A 25,772-nucleotide genomic window follows, 5' to 3' on the forward strand; every position below is an offset into this window, starting at 1 on the left:
TGCCGGGGGATCTGTTGCGCGACAAGAACTCAACAACGAGCGGGAGAACACCCATGACTGCCAACAACACACTGGACCGGTTGACGACGTTGCTCGTGACGCACTTCGGCGTGTCCGCTGAGCGCGTGTGCGGTGCTGCCACCTTGGAGGAGCTGGATTTCGACTCGCTCGCCTTGGTCGAGCTGGCGATGATCGCGCAGAAGGAGTTCGGCGTCGAGGTCGACGAGCAGGAAATCGTCCTCCACCAGTCCGTGCTGGGTGTCGCCGGGCTCGTCGACGCCAGGAGGGCGGCGCCTTGACATCGAGGTGGGACAAGGGGTTCCGAACAGCGGCCCCTGCCCGCGGTGCTCGCGTGCATCGGTTGATCCGGCGGGTGCTCGGCGGCCAGGTCGACCTCATCTCGACCAAGCGTCTTGCGGGGCACCCTCCCGAGGCCTCAGACATTGGGGTCATGTGCACGTTTCTGGTGTTACGTGGCGGCGTCGTACCTGTCGTACCTTCGACAGCGACATCCGCATCGATCTACCTGGGAATCGACGTAGGTGCCGTCACGAAGGCTTCGAGAACCGGCGTGTTCCGCGCTGCTGTCGGCAACTCGCTGGACTTCGGTGGCCAGACCGCTGTCCTGGTCACACTGACATGACCGCGCGAGTCTTCTCCACCCCCGCGGGCCTGCTTGAAGCCGTCGGAGACACGCTGGGTACGAGTACGTGGCTGCCCGTGGAACAAGCCACAGTCGACGGGTTCGCGGACGTCACACGTGATCGCCAGTGGCTCCACCAGGCCGGTCCCGAAGCCGAGGCGGGCCCCTTCGGAGGACCTGTCGCACACGGATTCCTCACGTTGTCGTTGCTCGTTCCCATGCTCGACGAGATCCTCCGTGTGGAAGGTGTCTCCGCTGTGGTCAACAAAGGAGTCGACAGGTTGCGCTTCACCACACCGGTGCCCGTGGGCGGGCGAATCCGTGCTACCGCCGCGTTGGCTTCGGCGAGGACACGCCCCTGTGGTTTCACCGAAGTCGTCCTGTCCGTCACGGTCGAGGTTCAGGGCAAGGCTCGGCCGGCGTACACCGCGGATGTGCGGATGCTCTACCGAGACGCCGCTCCGCCCAGCGGAGTGCGGTCCATCACGCAGGATCCACCGCAGAGCCACCACGGTTGACCGAACCTCCGGTGTAGCTGCACCAGGTCGCGTATCTTGGCAACGCCCCAAGTGGCGTTGGGTTCTCTGGCGGAGCCGTTGGAACCACAGATGGAGCGGCCCTGTCCTGGCTCCGCACGCGTATTCGCCACGTATTCGCAGTGGGCGGATGGGACGTGGTCGTGGTGCGGAAGGGCATCGATTCCGCGGGAACGCGAGTGGGCAGCGATCTTTGTGGTTTCCTCGCTTTCGCGTCGAACTAGTTCTCTTACCGAGGAGATGTCTGTGTCCGGAATGTCGATCACGGCACCTGGAATGCACTCCGCAACCACTTGTCTCGGCAACACGCAAGTATGGTGAGGCAAGGGGGTGAACCACGTTGGAGTCGCGCTCGGGATGCTGTACAGCACATGGACCGGTGATGTCTCAGTGGCCTTCGACCGGTCTATGGCGTGGTGGTTGCCTGGCTGCCAGGCCGTCATCCAGAAGCCCGGTGAGAAGATCGAGGTGATTAGCGCAACCGGCGGGCGATCACCGCGGGTGAGCAGACAACGCTGACGCCGCCAGATGCATCCGAGCGCTCCCGGCCTCGACCTCATGACAAGCAAGCCGGTCAACACCGTGGTCGGCGCTCATGAGCAGTCCGGATGTTTCTTCTCGACCGGCACCGTCGCTTGCATCGTGAACGACACCGAGGCGTTTCCGGTTCGGATGACGCCGACCGGCCGACCAATGTCAAGCTGGTGGTGAGGGCCTTCGAAGCCTTGCCCACGAGTACGGCGGGACATGTCACTCTGGTGAGCATCCAGACCGTTTTGGACGGCAAGGCCTGACCTGTCCGAGCCTCGCTCGACCACAAGCTGTTTTGCATGATCTGGAAGTGGATCGACATCGCTGTGAGAGTGCATCGGTAATTGATTCCAACCGGTGGACGAGCTGACCACTTGGAGGTAGGAGCCATTGCGAGCTCCGGTCCTGCTCTTCGCTCAGTCGGCGCGGCGGATCTTCCGCGTGGAAATTGCTGGAACGCGCGTTGTGTGTGGAGGCGCCGCCGTCGTGAGACGTCGAGCACTCCCAGACTGCGAATAGGGGTCACCTGATTGCGCTAGCGTATCGCTTCGCTCCAATTTGACTTGAAGTGACGATTCCTCCTTGAGCTTCTCTGTCGTGTTCCTGATTGAGATGGGTTTTTCGAAATCCTTGATCTGAGAGGTGACGCATGTCCGAAATTCTGAAGAGCTGGGGAGTCCGGGGGCGGCGTGCTGCCAGGCCGTTCGCGGCCCTCGCTGCATTGGCGCTCGCCGTCGTTGCCAGCGTCGTCGTCGTGACTCCTGCTCAAGCCGGTCCTCCCATCCTGACCTACATGAGGAACTGGGAGACCGGCCTCTGTTTGGCGGTCAACGATAATGGTGAACTCATCACCGAGTCCTGTGTCCTGCCTGTCCTCAGCAGTTCCAGGCAGGATTGGGAGCCTGGTCTGCTGGGGCATGAGGACTATGACTACGTTCGCTTCAAGCACCTTCTGACGGCCGGATGCATCACCGGTGGAAATCCTGTTCGTATTTCTGGTTGCTCTTCCGACCCGCAGAACGCCGGTCAAGAGTGGAAGGCAGTCGGCAGCAATTATGACAGGGTGAATTACGTGAACGGCAACGGTCAGTGTCTCGATAGCAACTATGATGGTAGGGTCTACATGGAGCCGTGCAACAACGGCGGTTATCAGCTGTGGAAACTCGGCTACTGAGGTCTCTGCGTCGTCGGTGGCGTGAGCGTTGGTAACTCCTCTGACCGTGCTGTTGATGCCCGTCGCTGCTCACTGCGGCACGTCTCGCGGTGAGCAGAATCGAGGAAGGGACACATGGCGCGCTTCAGGGCGCGATCCCACAGCTTGTCCAGTTCACCGACGGCAACCGGTCGAGAAGTCAGCGAGCGTCGCCAGCACGGTGATCAAGTTCACCGTGCTGGCGACCTTGCGGGTGGGGCGGCCATCACCGCCGCACATGGGATATGCGTCGATGGAGACCAGGTGTGGTGGGCAGCGTGCGCCCTTGTTGGCAGCGTGACCAACCTGTGGGCAGGGGCATCGGGGCCGCTTTCCGGGCAGTGACGCAGAAGGTTTGCGCTTCCCGCTCCCGGTCAAGCCCAACATCCATCGAGAGCGTTAGCGGGTCGATGTCGCACCCGGCGCGTTGAAACCTTTCAGTTCGGTCTCGGTGGCGGTTGATGCCCTGAATCGATTCGGCATTCCCATGGTCGATCGACCCTCCTCGGCCGAGAGTGTGGATCCGAGGTCAAAGCATTGCGTTTGCGCCGAGCTAGCCGCTACGGTGCTGATTGAAACGTTTCAATTTACCTGAGGGAGATCTCCGCCAACCACGTGTGAAGCACGGGTTCCTCACAGGGAGAGCGGGGCATGTCATGTTCGGTCGAAGTCGTCCGAAGACCGTCCGGGCGGTGATCGTCCTGGTGTTCTGCCAGCTGCTGGTGCTGTCCTCGGTCGTGCTCCCGCGCTCTTGGGCCGTCGGCGGTCTCACGGTCCACGACCTGAGGGTGAACAACACCGCTGTCCCGCTGGCCGTGGACGATCCCCGGCCGGCGTTGAGCTGGAGGCTGCGGTCAGGCAAGCGGGGTGATCTGCAGACCGCCTATCGCGTCCTCGTCGCGAGCGATCCCGGGATTCTCGCGGCCGGGCGGACCGACATCTGGGACAGCGGAAAGGTGAGCAGCGCCGACTCTGTCGCTGTCCCGTACGGCGGACCGGCGCTGGCACCCGAGCGCCGGTACTACTGGACTGTCCGGATCTGGGACGCCGGCGGGCGCGCTGCCGGTCAGGCGCCGGTCACGTGGTGGGAGACGGGCACGTTCGGCGCGGCCGGATGGGCAGGTGCGCAGTGGATCACTCCGGACTCCGGCAACGCCTACTCCTGGCAGGACTTCACCCTGGACGCGGACGTGACGATCAGGTCGGGAGCCGCGAGTTTCCTGTTCCGCGCCAAGGATTCCGACACGTTCGCGATGTGGCAGATCAATGTGGTGACTTCACCCGGCAAGGTGATGTTGCGGCCGCACACCAGGAAGCAGGGCTCCTACGCCCTGCTCGGTGAGGTGGACCTCAGCCCTGTGCTGACGCCGTCGAACGTGACCGCGCCGCACCACGTCCGGATCCGGGCCGAGGGTGGCACTGTCACGACCTGGGTCGACGGGACCCAGGTCGACGTCCGCGACGTCGACCTGGTGGAGCGGGGCACGATCGGGTTCCGGTCGTCGACCAGCCAGGGAGTCTCCGAGATCGCCCAGTACGACGACGTGGTCGTGCGCGACCTCGCGGGGCAGCCGCTGTTCTCCGACGGCTTCTCGGCGTCACCCGATCCGCGGTTTCCCGGCGTGCCGATCGTCGACGGCAGGCTGGAACCGCGCGGAGATCCGACGCTGCTCTCGGCCGAGCCCGACTCACCGTTGCTGCGCAAGGAGTTCACCCTCGATCGGCCGATCGCCAGCGCCCGTGCTCACGTCTACGGCCTCGGATTCTACGAGCTGCGTCTCAACGGCGAGAAGGTCGGAGACCACGTTCTGACGCCGGCCGGCACGCCGTACGAGAAGCGCAGTCTCTACGACACCTACGACGTCACGTCGTCGCTGCGGCGCGGCTCCAACGTCGCGGGAATCTGGCTCGGCAACGGTTATGGCTCCCGGTTCAGCCCGTACGGGTTCCGTTGGCAGGGACCCAAACAGGCGATCGTGGTGCTGGCGGTGACGTTCGCCGACGGCTCCCGCACGACGATCACCACCGACACCTCCTGGCGCTGGTCGGAGAGCCCCATCACCACCAATGACATCTACGGCGGCGAGAGCTACGACGCACGACTGCTCCAGCGGGGCTGGGACGGGCCGGGGTTCGACGATTCGAAGTGGTACTCCGTGCGGACCACGCCGGCTCCGAGCCCGGTGCTCGCCGCGAACGACGCGCCGCCGATCCGCGTCGTGCAGGTGCTCACGGCGACCGCCCTCACCCAGCCCAGTCCTGGGACGTACGTCTACGACTTCGGTCAGAACATCGCCGGGCGGCCGAAGTTGCGAGTCACTGGTCCGTCCGGCACGACGGTGCGCATGCGGACAGCCGAAGAGCTCCACGCCGACGGGCTGCTGGACACGACGACCAACCGGAGCGCGGCGTCCACCGATACGTACACATTGGACGGTTCGGCGGGAGTGCAGACGTACGAGCCGCGCTTCACGTATCACGGTTTCCGCTACCTCGAAGTCACCGGCTTCCCGGGAAAGCCGGACCTGGGCAGCGTGACCGCGCAGGTCACCCGCGCGGACGTCGCGTCCACGGGGTCCTTCGACAGCTCCGATCCACTGCTGAACAAGATCTGGCTCAACAATCGCTGGGCGATGCTGAACAACTCGATGAGCCTGCCGACGGACACCCCGGTCCGCGACGAGCGCACGCCGCCGGGAATGGACGTCCAGGCCTACCACGCGGCCGCCATCCGCGAGTTCGGCATGGAACGGTTCTACGCCAAGTACCTGGCCGACCTGCCACCGGGAACGGCCCTGCCCAACGACGCCCACAACGCGCAGCAACCCGACATGGGGGGCGGTTCGGTATCGCTCGCATGGTCGCTGTACGAGCAGTATGGCGACAAGTCGTTGCTTGCCAGGAACTACCCCGCGATGAAGGCCTTCGCCGATGTCAACGCCGCCGCCTACCCCGGCCACATCTGGCCGGAGGACCGCGGTTTCGGTGACTGGTGCCCACCCGTCCACGGCCCGGAGGCGGGCAACGGCCAGGGAAGCCCGACCGCGGGCCAGTGCTTCAGCGAACGTTCGATCGTCAACACCGCCCTGTCCTACCGGCAGACCGCGGACGTCGCGCGTGCGGCCGAGGCCCTCGGTCTCCAGCAGGACGCCGAGCGCTTCAGGCAGCTGGAAGCCTCGATCGCGGCCGCGTTCAACGACCGGTTCCTGGATCCCACGAAGACCTTCTACGGCAGCGGACGCCAGACCACCAGTGTGCTCCCCCTGGCGTTCGGCATGGTCCCGCGGGACAGGGTCTCAGCCGTGGGAGCCCGCCTGGCCGAAACAGTGCTGGGCAAGGACAACGGCCGCCTGGACACGGGCATCTTCGGCACCCGCTACCTGGTCGACGCACTCGCCGCGGTCGGCCGCGTCGACGTGGCCAGGATGGTGCTGAGCCAGACGACCTATCCGGGGTTCGGCTACCAGATCAGCCGGGGAGCCACCACCCCCTGGGAGCAATGGACCTACGAGTCCAACATGGAGACCCACGACCACGCCATGTTCGCCGGCGTCAACGCGAGCTTCTACACCCGGCTCGGCGGTATCACCCCCGCCTCACCTGGTTATGCCACGATCGCGATCGCTCCACAGGTGCCCGGCACCCTCGCCCGCCTGTCGACGTCGATCGACACGGTCCGGGGGAACGTGAGCTCGTCATGGACGAACGAGAGGTGCGGGTTCGACCTCACGGTGAGAGTTCCGGTCGGCACCACCGCCACGGTGTCGGTGCCCATGTTCGGTGCTCCCGGGGTTCGCGCCACAGCGGGTGCGGTCAAGCTCGCCGTGAATGGGGACGTGCAACCGTACTCGGTTGGTTCGGGAACCTGGAGGTTCACCGTGAACCGCTGTGCCTGACGGCCTGGGGCGGCTGGTCTGATGTGGACGCTCTCCTGCACGCCGCACGGCTAGGACTGCATCTGATTTGGGGTTTTTGTGGGCGAGCACGTCAAGTTTGATTATTCGGCGGTAGCAGATCACCACGCAGGCGAGCTGGGCGAGTGCCAGGAAGTGGGTCGCTTTGCGTTCTTAGCGGCGTGCCAGCCGGTGGAACCGGGAAGCCCATTCCAAGGTCCGTTCGATGACGTACCGGTGGCGGCCCAGCTTCTTCGGCGACTCGATCTCCTTACGAGCGATCCGGGCGATGATCCCCCGGCGGCGCTACTTCCCACTGGTGCACGACGATGTGATGGGCGAGGCCGATGACGCTCAGTTGATGTCGTTGCGCGCGTTCGGTCATCACGTCGGGCTGGCCTTTCAGCCCGTTGACGACGAACTCGGCCTCTGGGGCGATCCGGCGGTCACCGGTAAGGCGGTCGGCGCAGAACTGCTGCGTTACAAGAAGAGCATGCCCGTGGTGGCCGCGATGAACTTCGAAACCGAGGCAGGATCAGAACTCGTCGCCCTCTACGAGAACCGGTGTATCACCGACCAGGTCAGCCCCGCCAAGGCGCTGAAGTGCGTCGAGCGAGCAGGAGGCCGCGCTTGGCGAACAGCTTCGAACTCATGATCCGGGCGTGCCTGGACTGCCACCTGTCGAGCGCGAGGTGGGCGGCTTGACGATCAGCCGCAACGTCTCACCCGAGACCCCAGCCGCGCCGCGATCACCGCCTTCGTGTCCAGGCCGGCGCCACACAGAAGTCGATGCGGTCCGTGATCTCGGCGTGCTTGCAGCACTCCCAGGCGGTGTCGGCTCGGGGCTCCGTGACGTTCCAGGTGGGTATTTGCCACTGAGGGCACAGCTGCGAGCGAAGGACAGCGCGCACAGGCAGGTGAACGTACCGGTGTCGAGCACATGCCAGGCGACAGACACATCATGAGCTGAGATGGACCGGGAGCGACATCAGTTTTCGCGCGATCGCCATCTCCACCCACGGCAACTCCTCCACCGGGGTCGTGATTCGCAGCTCCGGGTGACGCCGCAGCAGAGCGCCGATTGCCGTCTCGGCCTCCATCCTCGCCAGACTCGCCCCGAGACAGCGGTGGATCCCGAACCCGAACGACAGGTGCTGGTTGCTGGCACGGCGCACGTCGAATCGGTGCCGATCAACGAACTTGGCCGGGTCTGTGTTGGCGGAAGGCAGTGAACACAACACGATCTCGCCTGCAGGGACCTCGGTGGCGCCGAGCAGCAGCGACTCACGGGCCATACGGAACGCCGTCATCCGCAACGGCGGGTTGAGCCGCAGCGCCTCATCCACGGCACCGCCCAGCAGCATCATGTCCGCCCGCACGGCATCGAGCTGCTCTGGATTGGTCAGCAGCAGGTACAACGCCTGGGCGATGAGTTGCGTTGTCGCGGTCTGCCCGGCGATGAGCAGTACGAACACCGTCGCACTGAGCTCGTCGTCGCTCAGCTTCGCCGTGACCAGTTCGGAGATCAGGTCCTCTCCCGGCTCCCTGCGCTTGCGTCGCGCCAGTTCGCTGATGTAGTCCAGCAGCGACTTGGTCGCGTCCAGCAGGCTGTCGCTGGCCAGCAGCACTTCGGACACGAACACGTCCGACCAGCGCTGCACGTCCGGGCAGTCGGCATCGGGAATGCCGATCATCGAGCCGAGTACGAGCGTGGGTAGCGGCCTGGCGTACTCGACGACGAGGTCGATCTCGCCTGGGGCGTCCATGTCGTCCAGCAGCCGCTCGGCGATCTCCTTGACCACCGGTCGCATGGCGCTGGTGCTGCGGCCGGTGAACCGGTGCGCGACAAGCTTGCGCAGCCGGGTGTGTTGCGGTGGGTCGTTGTTGAGCATGTCCTGTGCCACGATGTCACGCACGGTCGCCGGCAGCCCTGCGAGCGGCGCTTTGTCACCCATAGCACCGGTGTCGTTGGACAACCGGGTGTCACCCAGGACCTGTCGGGCGAGAGCGTGCCCGAAGACCATCCACACGCTTCGCCCGTCGGGGAGTGCAACCTGCTCGACGGCCGTCATGCCAGCACCACCGGCAACGAGTCGAGTCGGCGCATGAACATACCGGGCCGCCAACGCACGTCCTCCGGAGGTGTCGACAGTGCCGTTTCCGGAAACCGGGCAAACAGCCGACCGAGGCCGACGACGGTTTCCATCCGGCCGAGTTCGGCACCGAGGCAACGATGAATGCCGTGGCTGAACCCGAGGTGGCCCTTGGTGTGGCGAGTGATGTCGAACTTGTCGGGGTCGGCGAACTGATCCGCGTCCCGGTTGGCCGAGCCGGTGGAGATCAGCAACAGTTCGCCGGCCGGGATGGTCACACCCTCGAGCTTCAGCGGGTGGTCGACATAGCGCGGGGTGAGCATCCGGAACGGGGTCTCGAACCGCAGGATCTCTTCGACGCACGAGGTCATCAGCTCCGGGTTGGAGAGCAGGCGCGTCAGCTCCGAGGGATGGCGGAGCAGGACGAGGACGCCGCTGCCGATCGCGCTGGTCGGCTCCAACCCGGCGATCAACAGCAACGTGATCATCGAGATCAGCTCGGGATCGTCCAGCAGGCCGGACGAGGCTGCCCCTACGAGTTCGGTGAGCAGGTCGTCACGCGGTTGTTCGCGTTTGAGCGCGATCAGCTCCCCGGCAAAGGCCTTCAGCTGTCGACCGGCGTCCTCGACCTCAGGTTTGCTCGGCGCGGTGAGGATCGCCGTCTCCCATGCCGGGAATTCCGCGCGTGAGTCCTCCGGCACGCCCAGCATCTCGGACAGGACGATGGTGGACAGCGGCCGGGCGTACCGGTCGACGATGTCGATCGGTACGCCGACTGGCAGGTTGTCGAGCAACTCGTCGGCGAGCCGTTCGAGCCGGGGCCGTTTCGTCGCGAGCCGCGACGGGGTGAAGAACTTGGCGACGATGCCGCGCATCCTGCGGTGGTCTGCGCCGTCCTGGTCCAGCATGCTGCGGCGCAGTTCACGAGGCAGCTTGGGCCGCCGTTCTATGTCCACCAGGTTCTGTCTGACGACCGAGTGCCGGTGCTTGACCAGGTCACGTTGCAGTGTCGGGTCGGACAGCAGCGCGCGGGCGTCGTCGTAGCGGGTGATCACCCACATCCGGAAACCACCGTTCTCCACCGGGATCGCGGCGTGGTCTCGACGCAGGGATGCGAGCATCGGATATGGATCGCTCATGAACGACCGGTTGAGCAGCTTGACGGGTTCGTTGTTCACGACGGTTCTCCTGCTCAGATTCCGCTTTCGGGATAGCCGATGTGCGGAGCCGACACGGCGTCCAGACGGAGGCGGATCTCGGTGGGCAGCTCCAAGGCGACCGTGGCCGGGGCCAGTGACTCGCGCAATTGGCCGGCAGTACGGGCGCCAACCAGTGGCGCGACCACGCCGGGCTGGTCACGCACCCAGGCAAGCGCCACGGCCAGCGGCGGCACGGACAGCTCGTCCGCCACCGTGGCGACCTCCTCCACGATGCCGGCGGATCGATCGTCGATGTAGCGTCCGACGTACCACCTGAAGAAGCGGCTCTCCAGCCGCTCGGTCGGCACTCCGGTGCGGTACTTGCCGGTCAGCACGCCCCGGCCGAGCGGTGCCCACGGCAGCACCGCCAGTCCCGCGTCCAGGGCGGCGGGCACGACCTCACGCTCGATTCCTCGCTCCAGCAAGGAGTATTCGACCTGGCACGACGCGAGCGGCGCGACTCCGTCAAGCTTCTTCCACGTCGCCGCCTTCGCGGTCTGCCAGCCTGCGTAGTTGCACACGCCGATGTGGCGAACCTTGCCTGCCCGCAGTGCGGCATCGGTGGCGGCCAGGGTTTCCTCCAGCGGCACGGCCGGATCCCAGGCATGCAGCTGCCACAGATCGACATGATCGGTACCCAGTCTGGCCAGTGATTTGTCCAATGCGGACAGGAGGTGCGAGCAGGAGGCGTTCTGCCGACGGTCTGGATCGTCCAGTACGGCAGCGGCCTTGGTTGCAAGCACGATGTCTTCACGGCGGACGACCGCGCCCAGCAGCTGGCCGACGATCTCCTCGGCTCGGCCGCCACCGTAGATGTCAGCGGTGTCGACCAGGTTGCCCCCTGCCTCTGCGTACGACCGCAGCTGCGCGGCGGCCTCGTGTCGATCGGTGGTGGTGCCCCACGTCGAAGTACCAAGTCCGAGAGCGGAGACCTTCAGATCGGTCGCGCCAAGTTGACGTTGCTCCACGGGAACTCCTCATCACGATCCAGAGTGAAAAGCCAGCTGTTGCGGAACGCATGATTGTCAATCGTGTCTGGTCGTTGAAAACCCGCGTGCGCCCGCCGAAAAGCACTGGATGAGCACCGTCATCACGCCTCCGCCGCGATCGCGTCCAGCACGTCAGCAGCTGCGCGCACATCGTCGTGGAGCGGGCGGTCGGGATCGATCGGTGCGATCTCGTCGGCGAGCCTCTCAATGACTTCCGCGCAAACCGGCGCGGTGGGCTTGCGCGCACCGACATGAACCGCTTGCCGCAACGCCAAGGCCAAGGAGCCGTGGAGCAGCCGAAGCGACTGAACGTGGTCAAAAGCATTGAATGCGGCTTGCGTCCCGAATGGGACGACATCCTGGTTGTGAAGGTTGGTCGGCAGGCTCTGGATTGACGCGGGTGTAGCTGTACGCCGCATGTCGGCGACTATTGCGGTTGCCGCGATCTGCACACCTTGAACCCCGTGTTGTCGTCCGGGCTCGGTCGCAAGTACCGGTGGTAGGCCACCGTTTCGGTGGGGATCGACAAGAAGGTCGAGCTGCCGTTCGGCGAGGTTGCCTGTCTGCACCGCGGCCAAGGTCATGATGTCGGCGGCAAAGGCGACCGGCTGGCCGAAGAAATTACCGCCATGCAGAACCTTGTCATGTTCGGCAAAGAACAACGGATTGTCGCTGATGCCGTTGAGATCCGCCAGGATCACCTGGTTTGCGTGCCGAACACTCGCCCTGACCGCTCCGAGAAGCTGAGGAGCGCAGCGAATGGTGTACGGTTCCTGCAACGGCCGGTTACCGGTGGGTACGGTCCCGGCCAGGGCTGACCGAAGAAACTCGGCCTCCTCGACGACGTCCGGGTGACCGAAGGCGTCAAGGAGGAGGTGTTCACTGAAGTCGACACCACTACCGAGCTGGTCGACAAGCACCGCGGTGAGCAATCCGGCGGACCGGTGCGAACGGATGAACTGGGCCATCGCCAAGCCGGCCGCCGCCGTCGTCAGCGACACTCCGTTCACCAGGCCCAGTGCGTCTCGCCCGTCGAGCTCGAGTGGTCGCAGGCCGCAGCGGGACAGCGCGACGCTCGCGGGCATCCGTACTCCGTCAGCATAGGCGTGCCCGCGGCCCTTCAACGCCTGCGTGACGTGTGCGAGCGGGATCAGGTCACCGCTGGCACCAACAGAACCGAGCCGGGGCACAGCAGGAGTGAAGGTGGTGCGCAGCATCGCGGCGAGTGCGTCGAGAACGGAAGCCGATACGCCAGACCGGCCCATTGCGAGTGACGACAGCCTCGCAAGTACCGCCGCACGCACGATCGGAACAGGTAGGTCCGGCCCTTGGCCCGCTGTGAGATGGGACAGCAGATTCTCGCATTGTTCGGAGTCCGTGTCCCGGCCGACGAACCCCACCAGAGGGCCGAATCCCGTAGTGGCCCCGTAGACAGCTCTTCGTTCAGCGAGGCATCGCATAACGAATTCCCGTCCACTGGCGACGCGTTCCCGGACGGCTTGGTCGAGAACGACATCGACGGGCTCCGAAGCAGATTCAAGGTCGCTCAGCGTTCGCCGGTCGGAGACTGAAAGAACCGAAACGGGGCGCATTGTCGCGTCTACAGCCATTGTGCTACCGACCTTCCAGGTCGCTCTTGGCATGTTTGCAACGTGTACATGTAGACATTCGCTTGCGAGACCCTGAAGTCTGTGATCCAAGCTGGACGCGGGCAAGTCCGCGTTCCGTCTGGTGGGACACAAGTTTCGGGAGAAGTGATCAGCTTGACTGAGCGCCGCCAAGGGGTTGACCGCCGACCTCGCACACGAGGTGGGCGCGCACCGCGGAATCATTTGTCTTGTTGGCGAGACTTCCGATCAGATCTTTCTGGTCGCAAGATCAGATCGGTGTGGCCTGAGGAGGATTTGAACGCGGAAAGATCATGGCTGCACTGGCATCGCGACCAAGATTGCCGATGCGATTAAACTGCGCTCGGTGCTTACCCGGCGTTGTTGTCGTGAGTTTTCTGACGTTCTGCTGGATTAGTTGAGCGGTGGCGAGGATGTCGTCGGTGGTGGCGGTCCAGTGGAACGATCGGGCGTTGGTGTTCCAGTGGGTGACGTAATCGCCGATGCTTGATCAGGGCCGTGACGGTGCCGCAGCGGATTGCCTGGCGGGTGATGATCCTGAACCGGATCTCGATCTGGTTCATCCGCAACGACCCGATCGGGGTGAAGTGGAAGGTCATCCGCAGGTTGCCCGCCGCCGGTGCACTTCTTTTCGTGGAGGGCCCTGGTTTCTGTTAATAATGAGCTTTTTCATCCTGTGGCGACTTTGTGGTTGTGCAGGACGTGGATGGTTTTGGCCAGTCGGTGGGTGCGATGGGGGCAGCGGTGGGGCTCCCGCAGGAGGTGCCTGGTCTGGTTGTAGCCTTGGTGGCCCTTGTCTCTGGAGGCGGTCAGCCCGGTGTAGTGCGCGGGGCCGCGGGGGTTTCAAGTCCGGCTGGCGGCGGTGTCGCGGGTGCTGCCGGGCAGGCTCCCGGATAACCGCGAGGTCGTGCGGTCTGGGGGAGGCGATCATCTGCGGGTTGATCCCGTGCAGCTTGTGCTTGCCGTGGTGTCGGGGACCGATGAGCCAGTGGCTTGGCGGTTTCGCCGGTATAGCACCAGCAGGTCGTGGCCGAGGCCGTGAATGCGGTGTCGAGGTCGGCGAATGTCTCGCCTTCTCGTGGGTGCATCAGCACCGGCAGTGCCTGTTGTTCTGGGTTGAGCTCGCGTCACGCCGATCTGAGCTGCTTGCGATGGGCGTGGGCCAGGCTGGGCACGAAGGTCGGGGTCTGAGGTGACGGCGTGGCACCGTAGAACAGCACGTGAAGCTGCTGGGCATCCGCGAAACGATCTTTGCCGGAAGTTCTCCTACCAGAGGCTTCGTCACATCCAGGCGCTGACACGCCAGCGTTCGTCAACCTGTCAGAACAGTAAATCGACGCTTTCCGCACATTGCCGTCGTCCTGCCCGAAGCCTGTAACGATCATGAATTATCGACATCACGCGACTGAGGTGTGAGCGTTCGGCGCCGGGACCGAACGTGCAGAGATGCTTGTACTTGTCTGCAGCCGGCAGTCGACTGGTTGCTGGTCTGTCAATACTTGAGCGGTGATCTCGTATGTCAGGTCCTTGACAACCGTCCTGGTCGCGGCGCTTGCTGTGTTCATCATGATCACGTTCGGCACGACACTGATCGAAGCCTGGGACGACGGCTACTACGTGTCGACGGCGAAGCTCGAGCCGATCCGCCAGGTTCTGGGTGTACCGAGTGTCGTGGTGCACTGCGGAACCAATGAACGACGTCACCTCAACGCGGACAACCCGATCACCACGCCAGGTGCTCCAGCTGCTGCGCATCACCTGCACGAATATGTCGGCAACACATCGACGGACGCGATGTCGACCAACGCAACGTTGAACGCCTCCGCCAGCACATGCGAGAGGGGCGACCTGTCCAGCTACTTCTGGCCGGTGCTGAGGCTGACGGACGGGGCGGCTCACGACGTGCATCCGGGGGACGGAAGTGTTGACGGCAATTTCGGTGAGGTTCTGCCACCGGAGAACGTGGAGGTTCGCTACGAAGGAAATCTGGCTGGACAGTTGGTTCCCATGCCGCGATTCCTGCGGATGATGACGGGAGACGCGAAGGCGGTCACAAACGGTTTCGGTGCCGACACTGTGGCCAGGTGGGGATGCTCTGACTTCGGTGGTCGCTTCACGACGAAGTACCCACTTTGTGGTGATGGCGCCCAGACATTGCGCGTCTACGAGTTCCCCAGTTGCTGGGACGGACTGAATACCGACAGTTCGTCGCACCGTTCGCACGTGGTGTTTCCGCTAGGCGGTGAGGTATGTCCTGTGGGGACGTTTGCAATTCCACGCCTCATTATCACCGTAAGCTACAAGATTCCTCGCGGTCGTCCGTTCGCGATTGACAGCTTCCCTGGCGAACTGCGTCATCCGGCAACAGATCACGCGGGGTTCATCAATTTGATGCCGGAGGCTGAAATGAGTTCGGTCGCGATGCGGCTCAAGCAAGGAAATTGAGAAATTTTGCCAACGGTGGTTCGCGGAACGGCAGCAAAGCGCAGAAGGCTGCCGGTGCGTGGTATTTTCTTCGCGCTGTTCCGTGAAACCGTGCGATCGCAGCGCACCTGTTGGGGTGCGATGTGATCAACAAAGCGGCTGGTGTCTGATCGGGTTGCAGAGTTCGGATATCGGTTTTTCTGCCGACCTGTAAGCGCCGCTGACCTGTCGCGGCGCGGCCATGGTCCGTTTGCGACGCCTGTTCGCAGACATGGGCGATCCGCGGCGATCGGGCGCGGTGTCGCCGCCTGATGGCCGGCTGCCGTGTGTGGCGACCGTGCGGAGCAAGTCGCGTCAATTGAAACGCGTCAGCGTGAGCGAGGTGGTCATGTGCCGGATCGGCGGTCAAGAACGCGGTGATCCGGGTCTTCGAACTTAACCGGGCAGTGTGATCATCGGTGGCGGACCGTAGCCGGGCGGGTTGGACACGAAAGACCTCCGGCGCGAACTCGTACGACAGTCAGGCCTTCGAGCCGCTCGTACGCGGCATCCCGCCGATCCGATCGCGCCGCGGGCCGGGAGGGGAAGTTCCTCCCGGCTACCCGACTCATTGGCCGCCATTTGGTGAGGCGGTGAGCAGGGGGAGCTGTTCCCGTAGCGCCGTCAACGAGGCCATGATCGGTTGGCGACTTCAGCCTCGTCACTGGTTCCGGTTTGGCGTTGTTCGATGAACCATGCGGCGAGTTGGACGCGTTTGGTGAATCCGAGTTTGACGTGGACGTTTTGGACGTGCCCTTCGACGGTGCGTTCGGCGATCACGAGCCGGGAGGCGATGTCTTTGTTGGACAGTCCTTCGGCGACTAGTTCGGCGACCTGTCGTTCCCTGCGAGTCAGCGATGCCAATGGATCATCGGCGGCCGCCTGCTGCCGAGGCCGGGGACTTGTCAGTGAGTTTTCGCCCAGGGCGTAGGAGATTGTCTGGGCGACGTCGATTTCGGCGCCCTGTTTGAGCGCGGCCTCGAACGCCTGGTCACCCAGAACTTCACGCGCCTGCCGTTCACATTGGTCGTGCGCGGCGCGGAACTGCGAAAAGCCCGCCAGCGGTTTGCCACCGCCCTCGATCGACATCTTCTCTGCCGCGGCAAGCAGGCTCGCGGCTCGCTCGCCGTCGCCCATGGTTCCCGCGATCCAGGCCAAGCGCTCGAAGAGGACCCCCATGCCCAGCTTGTCGTCAAAGGCGTGAAGGTCACGCAGGGCCTCGCGCGCGTGCTTGCGAGCCGATGTCAGCTCGCCTCGTCTCGACTCCGCGAAAGACAGCGCATTCAGCACGTACGCCCGTGCCATCCGCTCGCCGTGCTTTTCGCAGAGATCGCAGGCTTTCAGAGCCAGCTCGATCGCGAGATCGAGGTCGCCGCTGAAACCGACTGTCCCGCTCAACCGCTGGTAGGTGAGGACCATGATCGTGTTGGGCTCGCCCAGGGTCTCGAACAGGTTCAAGGCCTCTTCGAGCAGCGCCCGTCCTCGGGGCAGGTTGTCAGCGGACCATTCGGCTGTGCCCAGGGCGAACAGCGCGTGGGCCAGCATGGTCTGGTCATCGTGCGACTGGGCCCACCGCCGGCACTTGGTGGCCATCTCGATGGCGGCGACGGGATCCTGCACAGCGGCGAGGTCGGCGGCGGCACACAGGGCGGTGGCTCCTGCCCGGCTCAGCGAGTCGTCGAGTGCAAGCATCTCGTCAAGCCAGTGCCGTCCCTCGGATCTGAGGCCACAGCCGAACCAGAAGTAGTACAGGGCTGTGGCCATCCTCAGTCCCGCTTGGGATTCGCCGGGGGTGGTCAGGCAGTGTTTCAGGGCTACCCGCAGGTTGGCGTGCTCACGCCGGGTCCGGTCGGTGATCTCCCGTTGGTTTGGCCCGAACCACCTGGCCGCGTCGTGCTCGGCCAGACTCAGGAAGTAGTCCCGATGCCGCCGACGCAGCATCCCGTCCTCGCCTGCCTGCCGCTTGCCTTTGCCGTATTGGCGGACCGTTTCCAGCATCCGGTAGCGAACGGGGGCGCCGTTGCTGGGCTCGTCCCTGACCAAGATTGACTTGTCCATCAGTCCGGCGATCAGGTCGATCACTTGGCTCTGATCGATGATGTCTCCCGCACACACGGCTTCGACCGCATCCAGATCGCATCCGCCGGCGAACACCGACATTCGTGCCCACAGCAGCTGTTCGGCCGGCGAGCACAGTTCGAAACTCCAGTCCAGCACTGCGCGCAGCGTTTGGTGCCGTGGCAGCACAGCGGGGCTGTCGGCGGTGAGCAGCCGGAAGCGGTCGTCGAGTCGGCGCAGGATCTGTTGCGGGGAGAGGATTCGTACCTGCGCCGCGGCCAGTTCGATCGCCAGTGGCAGCCCGTCGAGTCGCTGGCAGATACTTGCCACGGTGGCAAGGTTGGCCTCGGTCACCGTGAATTCGGGCACCACTGCTGCCGCCCGGTCTGCGAACAACCGAACCGTGTCGTTGGTGGCCAATCCGTTCGGCGAAGCCGAATCTGTATCCGGCAACGTCAGTGGCGGCACGGGCAGGATGTGCTCGCCGGGGGTGCGCAGCGCTTTGCGGCTGGTGGCCAGGATCCGCAGTCGTGGTGCCGCAGCCAGCAGCTCACTGGCAAGTACCGCGCAGCTGTCGCTGAGATGTTCGCAGTTGTCCAGAACGAGCAGTGCCTGTTTGCCGCGCAGGTATCCCGCCAACACCTCTCTCGGTGGACGCCCGGACTGATCCTGCAGCCCTACCGCGTCCGCAACGGCCTGTTCCAAGAGCACTTGACGCTGCAACGGCGCGAGTTCGACCAACCACGCTCCGTCGGAGAACGCTCGGCGGGTCTGGGTCGCGACCTGCAGCGCGAGTCGCGTCTTACCGACCCCACCCACGCCGGTCAAGGTCAGCAACCGGACCTCGGGCAGCACCTTCTTCGCCGCCGCGATCTCCCGGCGGCGCCCGATGAAGCTGGTCAACTCGGCCGGTAGATTGCCTTTCGGACGCTGGACCATCACGGCGCCACCCTTGACCGACATTTGTGGTGACAGGTAGTAAAAGCGCCTGCAGAGCACGCGTGACAACGAGCGCTGTTCGTCGAACTCATGTTCGACGCCGCAGCGGCACGGTAACGAGGGCGAGTCGCCGGACGGGACGATCGTCGAAGGGGCGACGCGCCCGTCGGCGGGGGGCTAGAGGTGCGACGGTCCGAGTTCTCAGGACTGGTCGGTTCGTTTGCGCGCGAGCGTGAGGCCGTCCGCGATCGGCAGCATGACCGCCTCGACGCGGTCGTCGAACCGGATGTGGTCGTTGAACTCGTCGATGGCCTTGGCGTTGCCCGTCGGGGACTCGCCCGAAGCTTCGCCGTAGTAGAAGGTGTTGTCGGCGAGCAGCAAACCGCCGGGGCGCACGCGCGGCACCAGTAGTTCCCAGTACCGCTGGTAGTTCACCTTGTCCGCGTCGATGAAGGCGAGGTCGATGTGCGGGGTGTCCGGCATCGCCGCCAAGATGTCCGCAGCCTGGCCGAGCCGGACCTCGATCCGGTCGGCCACTCCTTCGTTCTCCCATGCCTGCTGGGCGATTTCGGTCCATTCGCGAGAAAGGTCGCAGGTGACGATCCGTCCATCCCCGGACAGTCCCCGGGCCATGGCCAGCGTGGAGTAGCCGGTGTAGGTGCCGATCTCCACGATCGTGCGCGCGCCGGTGAGCTGCACGAGCAACGTGAGAAGCACTCCTTGCTCGTGCGGAATCTGCATCTCTGCGGACGCACCCAGTTCCGCTGTCCTGTCGATGAGCCACTGCTGTGTTCGAGTGGGGGGTTCGGTATGGCGCAGCAGGTAGTCGTAATGTTGCTGATTCATCACGATGGTCTTCAAAGCGGGCAGCTGCAGATCGGTCATTCGAGCAACCTCCGAAAGTTGACGTGATCAGGCTCCCGAGGTTTCGTGGCACTCGGTGCACGGCGGCGGTGCAGGTACAACGAAGCATCACTACGTGAAGGGCACGCGGGCGCGATGCGCACCAGGTGGTTCGCCGCGCTGCCTTCGACACCCGTGTGATCAAATGCGCCAAGGGCCTGCTTCCTGGTCGCGCTGAGATGTCGTTGGCTGGTCTCGGTCCATCGCCCGCGTGCGGCATGTCGATCGCACCTCCATGTCGCGATGTACCCGCGAACCTGTCACCTGCCCGCTCAGGGTGGTGCATGGCTGACCCTCGATGTGGCCGTGTTCCACCGAGTGGAATAGCCGGTCTCCGATCCGTTCGAAAGAACAACCGACGGTTCACTGGACGCAGGTGTCGCACGCGGACGGCCGCCGGTGCCGGTACTCGGCATGGACGTCGATGTCGTCACCGGCGAGCCGATGGCGGGTGAGTCGTGTTCATCCTGGTCTGGACGCATTGGTGTGCAGAGGTACGCGGTCGTGACAGGCCGACCGCTCTCGGCCTGTAGACCTGTGGGTGCGGCAGGAGCCGCCTCGCGTCGCACCCTCGCCTGCCCGCGCGAGGGCTGACCGCCCTGAGCGAGAGCAACTACCACGAGACCAGCACGTGCATGATCACGTCTGCGGAACTACGAAGTCGCCGCTACATGAAGAGCTCGCTACCTGTGATCCAGCAGTACAGGTTTACCTCGCGACGGCACCCTGGTGATGCCGTGCCGACGGGAACCGGCTGGATACCGGCCGACGGCAGACACGTCATAACGCCGCAAAACCTCGCTCAGAAACATTGTCACGGGTTTCCACATATTTCCGCCACGGGTCGATTCGCTGCAGTGCAGGGAAGAAGTAGCCTGCCAGTGAGGTGATCTCAACGAGTTTCAGGTGAGTCGGCCGTGTTCGAAATGGGTGAGTACGAGTGCGGCTTTGACGATGTGGCCGATCTTGCGGGGGCTGGCGGTGAAGTGCTGCAGGGCGCGCCAGCGTCCGGTGAGCAGGGCGAAGCCTCGTTCGCCGAGGCAGCGCAGGCCGCGGAGCAGGGCGTTGTAAGTGCGGGTGTCCGGGTCGAGGGTCTGGCCGTTGGTGGGCTGCTTGACCGGCGTGAACACCCCGATGCCCGCCCCGTCGTAGCCGTTGTCGGCCAGGGTGGACAGGTCGAGCTGGGAGTAGGCCCAGTACAGGGCTCCCAGCACATGTTCGCGGGCCGCGGTCAGGTCGTGCACCGAACCGGGCTCGACATCGCTTACCTGCAACGGGAAACCGTCCGGTGACAGCAGCGCCTGGATGTTGCCGCCGGGCTCGTGCACTTTGCCGGAGTACCACAGGTTGATCTGCTCGCCTTTCGCGCTGGTGGTCTTCTCGGCGAGACGATCGGCGGAGAAGATCTTGCCGTCGAGAATGACGTGGGCCAGACCTTCCCGATGGGCTTGCCGTAATGCTTCGTGCAGGTCCGGGGCTTGATCGGCGAGCACGGTGATGACCTCGTCGAGGTAGCGGTAGCCGGTGGCGCGGGAGATGCCGTGGTCGCGCGCCAGCGCCGTGATGTCGCGGTTCTCCCGGAACCAGCACAGGGCGAACACCGCGTGCCGGAAGCAGGTCAGCGCTCTGGTGCCGGTGCGAGTGCCGCGGTCACGGCGTTCGGCGCGCAGTAGGCGCCCGAGGTACTGGGCCAGTTCGCGGGGCACGTCGAGTGTGGCACGATAGGTGATCACGGGGAGCCTCTGGCGTTCGGACTTGATCTTCGCAAATCCAGTCCTACCAGGAGCTCCCCGTCCTTCTGCTCCCAGGCCCCGCAGCGCGTCGAAGCGCCTGCGCGAGCATTCCACCGAACATCGTCAGGCCTTCAGCGCTGGAATCTCCGTTGGTGAGATCACCTCAGTATCGTCGGTGTGACGTTGGACAAGAACTCTACGTTCTTCTTGAGAGGGTCTCGGCAGTCGGTGCAACATCGCCGAACAGAATCTTGAAGCTCACCTCGAGGTACAGTTTCTCGGTCAGCTCCAACAGTTGGAGTGGTTGCCCCAACGCTCCACCTCGTCGGAAATGATTGCGGTGATTGTGGATCGATAAGATCGCAGTTTTTCTCTGCTGGTCTGCCGCAGCGAGATCTGACGGGTGTGTGCATGTCGAGCGGTTTCCATGAGCATCAGAGATGATGAGCCCATCGGCGGCTCGAAGATGGCGTTGGCCTCCCCGTCGTACATCTTCTCGGGTTTCGTGGTGAAGACCTGGCGAATGTGCTCGTTGTTCGCCAGTGCGACCAAATTCTTCCCGTGAACCCCTGTTCGCATCGACCAGGTCGGGCCGTGCTTCCGATTTAGCCAAGTGGGAAACTTTTCAGGGAAGAACGCCATCAGTAACGACTGGAGCTGAGGTGGCAGGGTCGGCTCAGGAGGTGCTGCTTGTTCGCGACTGGTCGTGCCGCAAGTTCCGTCGCCGTGCACCTGGCCTCCTCGATCATTGAGAGTCGATATGTTTTCTCTTCGTCGAGAATGGGTATTTCTAAATTCTACAACGTTTGCCGCCGAGTCTCGGGGAAATGGAGTCGGTTGGGCAATTGGGTTTGCCCTTTCGCGTGCTTCTTGCGGTGCAACACCGCAAGCACGCTGTCGGACTGGGCTGAGCCTTGCCATCCTGGGCTGGATGTTTCTTGCGGAACAACAGCTCGGTGAGCATCGGCGTGTCAGTGGCTGGATGTGGTGAAGTCACTGGTATCCAGAGCTTTCGCTCAAGATCGTTGTGTGGATGCCAGGGCTTCACGTGTTGTCCTGCCGTGCCGTGCCGCCGTTGTCACATCAGACCTGAGCTTCGCACCCGGCCTGGTCCCCGCCGCGTCGGCCGAGTGGCCAAAATCATCCACGTCCTACAAGGCCACCGCAGGATGAAAAGGCTCCCTTGATGCTCGATTGGGTGGCCTCTCCGGTGAATGGATGAGCCGCCGGGATGTAATCCTGAACCTCACGGACGAATCTTGTGCCACAGTGCCTTCAGCTGGGGCCGTCATCTGGCTGCTCAGCTGCGGCAGGTCTACGGTTGAGCGAGGATGCCACGTTCAAGGCGCAGCAACAACAATCCGAGTTGAACGCCGGCCTCACCAAGAGGGCGGTAGCGCGCCAGCAGGGCCAGCTCACGACTGTAGGCGAACTTGGGGCAGCCCGTGGTTTGTCTCGCGGTGCCGATCCGCTTCGAAAGATCGGCACGCATCCGGATGAGCTGAATGATCTCGGCATCGGTCTTGTCGATCTGCTGCTGCAGATCGTTGATCATTGATTCGTTTACGTCTCGCTCCGTGGTCGACGCAACTTCGACGGTTTCCGTCACTGTCGCTCCTCGATCGGTCATAACAACGGTGTTGCATGTATCGCACAGCATGGTGTTCTTGGTTGCCGACGCGGGGATCATGCGTTCAGGCCGGTCCGTTCATCGCGCCGGATGCCACTGATTTCGGACCGTGTACCGAACGCGGCACCTGAGCGGGTCCAGGCAATGCCGAGAGCAGGGCGCGGTGTGTAGTGCTGGGTGAGGTGTTCTTGCTCGCTTGTGCTCAGTTCGAGATCAAGGGCGGCGACGGCTTCGGTCAGGTGGTGCAGTCTGGTCGTTCCGACGATCGGTGCGGTGATCCCTTCCTGTTGCATGACCCACGCAAGAGCCACTTGTGCTCGGCTGACACCGCGCCTTTCAGCGACTGCGGTGACAGCGTCGATGATCGCCTTGTCGCCTGTGGCTGTCCTGTCGTACAGGCGACTGGCGGACACGTCCATGCGACTGCGTTCGGTCTCTGCGCCAGGAGCACGCGTCAGTCGGCCTCGTGCAAGCGGGCTCCAGGGGATGACGCCGACGCCCTGGTAACGGCAGAAGGGCAGCATTTCGCGTTCTTCTTCGCGCTGGAGCAGGTTGTAGTGGTTCTGCATGGACACGAACCTGGTCCAGCCGTTCAGGTCGGCCGCGTGCTGCATCTGGGCGAACTGCCACGTCCACATCGAGCAGGCGCCGAGGTAGCGCACCTTGCCCGCCCGCACAAGGTCGTGAAGCGCGGCCATGGTTTCCTCGATCGTCACCTGCGGATCGAATCTGTGTATCTGGTAGAGATCGATGTAGTCCGTGCCGAGGCGCCGCAGGCTCTCGTCGACCTGGGTGAGTATCGCGGTTCGTGACAGGCCTCCGTCCTTCGGGCCGGAGCCCATCCTGCCGAACACCTTGGTCGCGATGACCACCTCGTCGCGCTTGGAGAATTCGCGCACCAGCTTCCCGATGATCTCCTCGCTGACACCGCAGGAGTACACGTTGGCGGTGTCGAACGCCGTGATACCGCACTCGATGGCCTGCCTGAAGAACGGCCTGGCCTCATCGAGGCCCAAAGACCACGGGTGGGTCCCGCGGCCGGGATCCCCGAAATTCGTGCCCCCCATCACGATCCTCGACACGGTGAGACCGCTGTTCCCGACTCGGACGTACTGCACGGCACATCACTCTCCCAACATCCCGTTGCGCTCGGCAGCTCAAGAGAAGTTCCAGACGCGACTCCGCCGGGCCGGGTCACCCTCCGCCAGAACCGATTCGCGCCTCGAGATCCCGCAACCACGCCACCACCACGTGGCCGGCCGCCGGAAGCATGGTGAGGTGACCGCCTGGCGTCGTCGCCGCCACATGCGGTAGCTGCCACGTGGCACCGTGGACTTCTGCTGCGACGTGCAACACCGGAATGCCGACCTGAGCGGGCGCCCACCCGTCGAGCAGACGCAAGTACGCACCCATGGCCGTCAACCGGGTCATGCCGGCCTCGTCGATACCGCGTGCCTCTTCTCTCCGCACAGACGCCGCGAGGGCCTTTCCGGCTTTCCCAGGGGCGAACCTGGTGGAGGGCCACGACGAGTCGAGCAGCACCAGTCCTTTCAGACCTCGGCGAACAGCCGCGGAGCCCGCTCCGAGCCGCTCGGCGATCAGATGTGCGATCCAGCCACCGGACGAGTACCCGCACAACACGTAGGGGCGGTCTTTCACCAGTTCTGTCACCGTGGCGATGTGAGCAGCGACCAGGGCATCCACATCCGCGGGTACCCTCTGCCCTTCTGCGAAGCCGGGATGTGCGATGCCGTGGACGTCGGCAAACCCGGCGAAAGCCTCCGCGAACTCGGTGAACTTGGCCGGGGTGGTCATGGGGAGCATCGACGAAAAGCACATCACCGCCAACGGGCCTGGTCCGCTCGCGAGCTTGATCGTCCGTGGTGGGATCGTCTCTGCCTCGGTGAACACTGGACGCAGCACAGACGCGGCACGGACCATCTCCTCGGCGGCGCCGGGATTCTTCCTGCACAGCTGCCGGTAAATCTGTTCGAAGCCTCTGGGCAACGCGCCGTTGACCACGACAGTGAGGTGCTGTGCCAATTCCCTCGGTGTCGGATGGTCGAACGCGATGCTGGCCAGCAGTCGCAAGTTGATGCATTCAGCAATCTCGTCACGAAGCCGCTCGGATGCCGCGGAATCGAACCCGTATTCGCGGAAAGTCATGTCCGGCGCGATGAGCTCCTCGGCATCCAGGACGCGTGCCGCACACTCACGCACCAGCGAGAGCATGTCTGACGAGGTCATACCGCCTTGGTGTGCAACGTCCTGTGCGGTCGCCAGATCCGTCGACCGTCCACAGCAGATTCCGCCGGGCCGGTCCGGTCCGGTGTTCCCGACCATGACGGGTTCTGCAGGTGCCTTGTGGTCAGCCATGCCAGCCCGCGCAAGGTGTCCGGTGGTGTCGAATGCGACGTGCCGGTCGTCGGTGGACAGGCAGGGCCCTCTCTCCGCCGGTCCTCGGGGACTCTCAGGACGTAGATCTGTCTTGGGCGCAGGACGTACTCGATCTCGTGAACGACTCATCCCGTCCTCCGATGTCGATCAAGTCTGCGACCCGGTCTGGGCGGACGAGCCCGCCGACGGAGTCCAACCGTGCAAGGTGAACTGCAGGACCTTGAGTGTGAGCGGGTCGGCACTCGTGGTCCACATCGGTGTCAACCGATCGCAGGCTCGGACAGAAACAGATCGACAACATGACAACCGAATCTCTGTTGAGTTCTCCTGGAGATGCACTGGTGCAGAGCCGCTCATCGCCACTCCGGGAGCAGAGGCTGCCAGATACGAGGATTCGTGTCAGCTCCGGCATCCCGCTCCCCGGGACGCTTTGGGAACAGGTGGGGCCGCGACGCCGCCCACTCCCGTGTCTGTCCCGTGACGGCGTCTCGGTGTGATCGATGATCTTGGTGTGGATCAGGTGATCGGTGCGGACCGGCCGGAGCGGGTGCCGGTGTTCATGGGCTTGTCGGTGCGGGTGTTCCGCAAGCTCGTGCGGGTCGTGGCCCGGCGGGGTGGTGACCAGACCGGCACTGGCCGGCGGTGGGGTTTGCCGCTGGCGGTTGCTGGTGGCGGTGTACTACCAGACGAATCTGACGTTCCGGCAGGTCGCGCTGCTGTTCGGGATCTCGGAGTCCGCAGCGGGCGCATCGGCGCCGAGCTGTGTCGGCGCAGGGCTTTTCGGACTACCGGGATCCCCGCAAGGCTGAGAGCGATATGCGCGGAAGGGCAGGTTCGTGGTACGTCGGGGTAAGTGGTGTGCCCTCGCGGGGCAGGGTCAGGGACTCGCGGCGGTAGCGTAACCGGCTGGCTCATCGCCACTGTGACAGCTCTGTCGCCCGACCG

Annotated in this window: 20 protein-coding genes and 3 pseudogenes; 11 read left to right on the forward strand and 12 right to left on the reverse strand. The window is 64.1% G+C overall.

Features of this window, described 5'->3' with window-relative positions; translation table 11 throughout:
* Nucleotides 1-53: 53 nt before the first annotated feature.
* The 7 genes from ABZV40_RS37490 (at nt 54) to ABZV40_RS37520 (ending at nt 7,450) form a co-directional block, all read left to right on the forward strand.
* The gene (locus ABZV40_RS37490) at nt 54-299 is read left to right on the forward strand and encodes an acyl carrier protein (protein ID WP_355453036.1); all 246 of its coding nucleotides are present in this window, start codon (nt 54-56) and stop codon (nt 297-299) included.
* A gap of 53 nt (nt 300-352) precedes the next feature.
* Complete coding sequence (locus ABZV40_RS37495) at nt 353-643, forward strand: hypothetical protein (protein WP_355453039.1); 291 nt, start codon at nt 353-355, stop codon at nt 641-643.
* Complete coding sequence (locus ABZV40_RS37500; protein WP_355453042.1) at nt 640-1,161, forward strand: MaoC family dehydratase; 522 nt, start codon at nt 640-642, stop codon at nt 1,159-1,161. The genes ABZV40_RS37495 and ABZV40_RS37500 overlap by 4 nt, the downstream gene beginning before the upstream one ends.
* A gap of 626 nt (nt 1,162-1,787) precedes the next feature.
* Nucleotides 1,788-1,973 (forward strand): hypothetical protein, encoded by a 186-nt coding sequence (locus ABZV40_RS37505; protein ID WP_355453045.1) that lies wholly within the window; start codon nt 1,788-1,790, stop codon nt 1,971-1,973.
* A gap of 386 nt (nt 1,974-2,359) precedes the next feature.
* Nucleotides 2,360-2,884, forward strand: coding sequence for a hypothetical protein (locus ABZV40_RS37510; RefSeq protein ID WP_355453048.1), 525 nt, complete (start codon nt 2,360-2,362; stop codon nt 2,882-2,884).
* Nucleotides 2,885-3,594: 710 nt separating this feature from the next.
* Nucleotides 3,595-6,798: a family 78 glycoside hydrolase catalytic domain gene (locus tag ABZV40_RS37515; RefSeq protein ID WP_355453051.1), complete on the forward strand. Its 3,204-nt coding sequence runs from the start codon at nt 3,595-3,597 to the stop codon at nt 6,796-6,798.
* Between the two features lie 223 nt (nt 6,799-7,021).
* Nucleotides 7,022-7,450, forward strand: a complete 429-nt coding sequence (locus tag ABZV40_RS37520; protein WP_355453054.1) for a polyprenyl synthetase family protein — start codon at nt 7,022-7,024, stop codon at nt 7,448-7,450.
* Nucleotides 7,451-7,754: 304 nt separating this feature from the next.
* Here ABZV40_RS37520 and ABZV40_RS37525 read toward each other — a convergent pair whose 3' ends face one another.
* The 4 genes from ABZV40_RS37525 to ABZV40_RS37540 form a co-directional block, all read right to left on the reverse strand.
* Nucleotides 7,755-8,867, reverse strand: coding sequence for a cytochrome P450 (locus tag ABZV40_RS37525; RefSeq protein ID WP_355453057.1), 1,113 nt, complete (start codon nt 8,865-8,867; stop codon nt 7,755-7,757).
* Entirely contained in the window at nt 8,864-10,066 is a 1,203-nt protein-coding gene (locus ABZV40_RS37530) for a cytochrome P450 (protein ID WP_355453059.1), read from the reverse strand. The genes ABZV40_RS37525 and ABZV40_RS37530 overlap by 4 nt, the downstream gene beginning before the upstream one ends.
* 14 nt (nt 10,067-10,080) lie before the next feature.
* A complete protein-coding gene (locus ABZV40_RS37535; protein ID WP_355453062.1) occupies nt 10,081-11,055 on the reverse strand; it encodes an aldo/keto reductase in 975 nt (324 codons plus the stop codon).
* Between the two features lie 122 nt (nt 11,056-11,177).
* Nucleotides 11,178-12,908 (reverse strand): aromatic amino acid ammonia-lyase, encoded by a 1,731-nt coding sequence (locus ABZV40_RS37540; RefSeq protein WP_355453065.1) that lies wholly within the window; start codon nt 12,906-12,908, stop codon nt 11,178-11,180.
* 294 nt (nt 12,909-13,202) lie between these two features.
* Here ABZV40_RS37540 and ABZV40_RS37545 point away from each other — a divergent pair, with 294 nt between their 5' ends.
* Nucleotides 13,203-13,361, forward strand: a complete 159-nt coding sequence (locus tag ABZV40_RS37545; RefSeq protein WP_355453068.1) for a hypothetical protein — start codon at nt 13,203-13,205, stop codon at nt 13,359-13,361.
* A gap of 12 nt (nt 13,362-13,373) precedes the next feature.
* On the opposite strand, the pseudogene ABZV40_RS37550 reads toward ABZV40_RS37545, so the two are convergent.
* Nucleotides 13,374-13,924, reverse strand: a pseudogene (locus ABZV40_RS37550) (hypothetical protein).
* Nucleotides 13,925-14,231: 307 nt separating this feature from the next.
* On the opposite strand from ABZV40_RS37550, the gene ABZV40_RS37555 reads away from it, so the two are divergent.
* Both ABZV40_RS37555 and ABZV40_RS37560 read left to right on the forward strand, forming a co-directional pair.
* The gene (locus tag ABZV40_RS37555) at nt 14,232-15,149 is read left to right on the forward strand and encodes a DUF1996 domain-containing protein (protein WP_355453071.1); all 918 of its coding nucleotides are present in this window, start codon (nt 14,232-14,234) and stop codon (nt 15,147-15,149) included.
* A 476-nt stretch (nt 15,150-15,625) separates the two neighbouring features.
* Nucleotides 15,626-15,706: pseudogene (locus ABZV40_RS37560) on the forward strand (IS5/IS1182 family transposase); the annotation flags it as partial.
* Nucleotides 15,707-15,791: 85 nt separating this feature from the next.
* Here ABZV40_RS37560 and ABZV40_RS37565 read toward each other — a convergent pair.
* The 7 genes from ABZV40_RS37565 to ABZV40_RS37595 all read right to left on the reverse strand — a co-directional run bounded on the left by ABZV40_RS37565 (nt 15,792) and on the right by ABZV40_RS37595 (nt 24,662).
* Entirely contained in the window at nt 15,792-18,164 is a 2,373-nt protein-coding gene (locus ABZV40_RS37565; RefSeq protein WP_355453112.1) for a LuxR C-terminal-related transcriptional regulator, read from the reverse strand.
* Nucleotides 18,165-18,365: 201 nt separating this feature from the next.
* Nucleotides 18,366-19,049 (reverse strand): O-methyltransferase, encoded by a 684-nt coding sequence (locus ABZV40_RS37570; protein WP_355453074.1) that lies wholly within the window; start codon nt 19,047-19,049, stop codon nt 18,366-18,368.
* Nucleotides 19,050-19,969: 920 nt separating this feature from the next.
* Nucleotides 19,970-20,800: a transposase family protein gene (locus tag ABZV40_RS37575; RefSeq protein ID WP_355453077.1), complete on the reverse strand. Its 831-nt coding sequence runs from the start codon at nt 20,798-20,800 to the stop codon at nt 19,970-19,972.
* A 282-nt stretch (nt 20,801-21,082) separates the two neighbouring features.
* Complete coding sequence (locus ABZV40_RS37580) at nt 21,083-21,532, reverse strand: cytochrome P450 (RefSeq protein ID WP_355453080.1); 450 nt, start codon at nt 21,530-21,532, stop codon at nt 21,083-21,085.
* A 583-nt stretch (nt 21,533-22,115) separates the two neighbouring features.
* Nucleotides 22,116-22,409, reverse strand: coding sequence for a chorismate mutase (locus ABZV40_RS37585; RefSeq protein WP_355453083.1), 294 nt, complete (start codon nt 22,407-22,409; stop codon nt 22,116-22,118).
* Nucleotides 22,410-22,486: 77 nt separating this feature from the next.
* Nucleotides 22,487-23,512, reverse strand: coding sequence for an aldo/keto reductase (locus ABZV40_RS37590; RefSeq protein WP_355453086.1), 1,026 nt, complete (start codon nt 23,510-23,512; stop codon nt 22,487-22,489).
* Nucleotides 23,513-23,624: 112 nt separating this feature from the next.
* Nucleotides 23,625-24,662, reverse strand: a complete 1,038-nt coding sequence (locus ABZV40_RS37595) for a thioesterase domain-containing protein (protein WP_355453089.1) — start codon at nt 24,660-24,662, stop codon at nt 23,625-23,627.
* 724 nt (nt 24,663-25,386) lie between these two features.
* Between ABZV40_RS37595 and ABZV40_RS37600 the strand changes: the two are divergent.
* A pseudogene (locus ABZV40_RS37600) lies at nt 25,387-25,570 on the forward strand (transposase family protein); the annotation flags it as partial.
* Nucleotides 25,571-25,772 lie beyond the last annotated feature (202 nt).

Source organism: Lentzea sp. NPDC004782 (genome assembly GCF_040609115.1).
Classification (GTDB): Bacteria; Actinomycetota; Actinomycetes; order Mycobacteriales; family Pseudonocardiaceae; genus Lentzea.